Source organism: Syntrophorhabdaceae bacterium, assembly GCA_028698615.1.
In the GTDB taxonomy this organism is placed as follows: Bacteria; Desulfobacterota; Syntrophorhabdia; order Syntrophorhabdales; family Syntrophorhabdaceae; genus Delta-02.
Genome location: JAQVWF010000103.1, coordinates 1 through 3,812, shown reverse-complemented (window position 1 = coordinate 3,812; position 3,812 = coordinate 1). Strand labels below are relative to the sequence as shown.

Sequence of the window (3,812 nt, the reverse complement as noted above, 5' to 3'; positions counted from 1 at the left end):
GGCATATTCGTGCTGTTCGGTCAAGGGAGGAGATTCTCCGGATGGCAAAGGATCTTGATATCGCTCCCGGCATAGTTGCAGGGCGTTTCCAGTTCCTTACAGGGCAGTGGGACCACTATAGGGATCTTATCCGTACTCTCAGGTGGAAATAAGACATCAGTCCGGGTAGATTCCCTTCAGCGAATGAGCAAGGCGCTGCGCCAGCATGCCAATACTTGACACATCATGTGGTGTTAATGTAAACAATCTTATGAAGGCAAATGGATCAGCCGGAAGTACTGCCGTTGTTCTCGTTCTGTTATTGATGGTCGCCTTGTCTTCAGTGCCTCTGTATTCAAACTTTTTCACGGTACCGCATGATTTCGATAATGATATTTCTGGCCACACCAACTTTCTTCTGTCTCAGAAGTGGGGATTTTGCAAGACAGCTGTCAGGCCTGTTCGACCGCCATCGACCTCAGTGTTCCATGCGGGGGTATATCTTGAGAACGGGTCAATCCCTGTCGCATCCGGCGGAAACCGTCCTGTAGTGGCTCTCCTCGCCAGTCAAACCGGCTCCACCCACACATATCTGTACAACCTTAGTCTTCGCTGTTAAGCTAAACACGCCGGAGATCAATCCAGTCAGCTGCGTGATGTCCTTACGGGATGACGCATGCTGGACGCGGAGACTCACTCTCTCGGCAGCTGCAGCCCCAGGCTGGCACAAGATATCATAGTGGTGGTTGACGGCAGAGTAAAGTGTAGAGGACGAGGATCTCATTAGTGGCGTGTGTAATACATCGTTTATGGCGAGCCCGCTCCTGTTCATGTGGAAAAGGAGGATCGCGGGAATAAGACCATCGCCTAAATGCGGAGGAGGTACAGGACGAAGGTGCTGTGAAATATCCCACACTTCAGCCTGTACGGAAGTGCAGGAAAAGGAGGTTCGATGATGAACATGGTTCACTTTCTGGTCGAGGACAGTCCGAGGAGACCGTATTACGCGATACTTCTCTTCATCGTGGTGGCATTTGCCTTCTCTTTTCTCTACCTTGCCATCCTGCCGGGCGTTCAAGGTTTACCCTCCTTGAGCCACACGGGACAAGGGAAATCGGCACCTCAGGCTGTTGACTTTCTGGATTGCCTCTATTTCAGTATCGGTACGCAGACGACCCTGGGATACGGCGACCTCATTCCCGCAACTGTGTCCGCAAAGATTACTTCAATGGTCCAGGCCGCTTTCGGTTATGTGTATCTCGCTTTTCTGGTGTCTGTATTTACCGCCCAAGCTGTGTTGCGATCCAGGAGATTTCAGACGTATCTTCGGGAGATGGTAAGGACGTTGCGGTGACGCGAAAATCCCCAAATGCCAGATGTAAACACTATCTGGCTGCAGGGGAGCGAATGATGACATGATTCACGCCACCTACGGCAGATAGCCTGATGATGAGCTCATGGCCCAGATCGGTCTCATCTGCAACGAATTAGAGGTCGAAAGAGGTTGGAACATGAGGTCGGGGCCTGTGGACTTTGGCAGTCACGCCGGCGGCCTACCACATTCTTTGAACCGGCGCTGTGCATCTCAGGCACGAGAGGGTTAGAACATGACACATATCCGATCTATTCTGGCTGCAACCGACTTTTCTCCCAATTCCCGGTATGCCGGTGAGCGTGCGGCGATGCTCGGTACAACGCTGGGTGTGGAAAGGGGTCTGCTGCTCCATGTGTTGGAGGGATCATGGCTGGAGAGTTTGAAGCGGTTCATCGGCTCGCCGGCCGAGGTCGAACGTGGTATCATCGATGATGCTTCGAATTCTCTGGTGGAACTGGCTGAAGAGTCCCGCCAGACATCAGGTTTTTCCTTTGAAATGCAGGTCCGCACGGGCAATACGCTGGACGTGATCGTCGAAGCTGCCTCGGATTACGACCTGCTCGTGGTCGGTGCTCACGGTCGGCACCCGGTACGGGCCGTCGCCCTTGGCACTACCGCCCAGCGCCTTCTGGGCAAAATACGGAAACCTGTCCTTGTTGTCAAAGGCAAGCCCGACAGACCGTATCGGAGGGTCCTTGTTGCCGTCGATTTCTCACCGAATTCCCGAAAGGCCATGGAGTATGGTTCCCTAATAGCCCCCGGAGCCATTGTCAACGTGGTGCATGCATACGAACCGCTCCTCGAAAGGCAGATGATCTCCGCCGGGGCATCCGACAGAGTTCTTGAAGAATACCGGGCAAAAGCGCGGATCGATGCCGAGGCACAGATGACGGCCTTCCTGGATGCCGGGCAGTGGAGCACAAGTGGAATGCTCCACCGCGTTGAATACGGGCACGCGTCAGCCAGGCTGCCAGAGATAGTTGAAGAGTGGGATCCCGATCTCGTAGTCGTCGGCAAGCACGGGAGATCACGCGTTGAAGAATTCCTGCTTGGCAGCGTTACAATACACCTGCTGTCCCAATCGCAATGCGACGTGCTTGTTGCCCAATAGCCTTCCGGTTGGTTGTCATTTCCATCCGGTGTGAGAGTGTGTTTTTGGATAGAGCCGAGACAATTGCATGATACCGATCGAACATATTCTCCTTATAGGTTCGCTCCTTATCCTGGTCAGCATCGGGGTCGCCAGGCTTTCCGAGAACCTTGGGGTGCCGTCGCTGCTTTTGTTTCTCGGCATCGGGATGCTTGCCGGTTCGGAAGGTCTTGGCGGGATCTATTTTGACGATGCCCACATTGCTCAATCCGTTGGTGTTCTTGCGCTCGTATTCATCCTCTTCGCGGGCGGTCTCGACACGAAGTGGTCGGAGGTCAGGCCGTCCTTCTTCCCGGCGGTGAGCCTCGCGACCGTCGGAGTCCTTCTCACGGCGGCGGGGGTTGGCCTCTTCTCTTTTTTTACCCTGAAGCTCCCGTTCCTTACCGCCCTGCTCCTGGGGGCCGTTGTGTCATCGACAGATGCTGCGGCAGTTTTTTCCGTTCTCCGGTCCAAGAATATAAGTCTCAAAGGCCGTCTGAGACCCCTGCTCGAACTTGAATCGGGCAGCAACGATCCCATGGCGGTCCTTCTCACCATAGGGATCATTCAGGTCATAATGAACCCCGGGGCCTCATTCGCGTCCATAGCCCTCCTGTTCGTCCAGCAGATGGGGCTCGGGATTGTCTGCGGGTTTTTCTTCGGGAAGGTGACGGTCGTGATGCTCAATCGATTGAAGTCCTATTACGAAGGCGTTTATCCCGTTTTCTTCCTTGCCCTGGCCGTACTCACTTACGGTTTCACGACAGCCGCCGGGGGAAGCGGATTTCTTGCCGTGTACATCGCGGGCCTGATCGCAGGCAACAGCGACTTCGTTTACAAGAAAAGCCTGTTGCGCTTCTTCGACGGCCTCGCCTGGCTCAGCCAGATCACCATGTTTCTTACCCTCGGCCTCCTCGTGTTTCCATCCCGCATTATCCCCGTTGTTGGGGCCGGCCTTGCCTGTTCGGCATTTCTCATGTTCATTGCCCGTCCCGCAAGCGTCTTTCTTTCGCTCCTCTTTGCCCGGCTTCACTGGAGGGAAAAGGTACTTGTTTCCTGGGTTGGCCTGAGAGGGTCCGTGCCCATTGTCCTGGCAACCTTCCCTCTTCTGGCGGGTGTGACCGGCTCCGAGGCGATATTCAACATCGTCTTTTTCATTGTGCTGACCTCAACCCTGCTCCAGGGCTGGTCGATTCCCGTCGTAGCCCGTCTGATGAAGCTGCAGGGACCAATTGAAAGGAAACGGCGATACCCTATTGAATTTGCTCCCATCGACGGTGTCGACACTCAACTCGTCGACTTCATCATTCCCTTCAATGCGGCGATCGC

Annotated in this window: 3 protein-coding genes; all 3 read left to right on the top strand. The window is 54.6% G+C overall.

The features are described 5' to 3' along the window. Positions 1 to 931: 931 nt before the first annotated feature. Positions 932 to 1,333: a potassium channel family protein gene (locus tag PHC90_14725; protein ID MDD3847600.1), complete on the top strand. Its 402-nt coding sequence runs from the start codon at positions 932 to 934 to the stop codon at positions 1,331 to 1,333. A gap of 253 nt (positions 1,334 to 1,586) precedes the next feature. Further along, positions 1,587 to 2,465 carry a universal stress protein gene (locus PHC90_14720; GenBank protein MDD3847599.1) on the top strand — a complete coding sequence of 293 codons (879 nt, stop codon included), beginning with the start codon at positions 1,587 to 1,589 and terminating at the stop codon, positions 2,463 to 2,465. A gap of 67 nt (positions 2,466 to 2,532) precedes the next feature. Beyond that, the coding region (locus PHC90_14715) for a potassium/proton antiporter (protein MDD3847598.1) at positions 2,533 to 3,812 on the top strand (1,280 nt) is incomplete at its 3' end.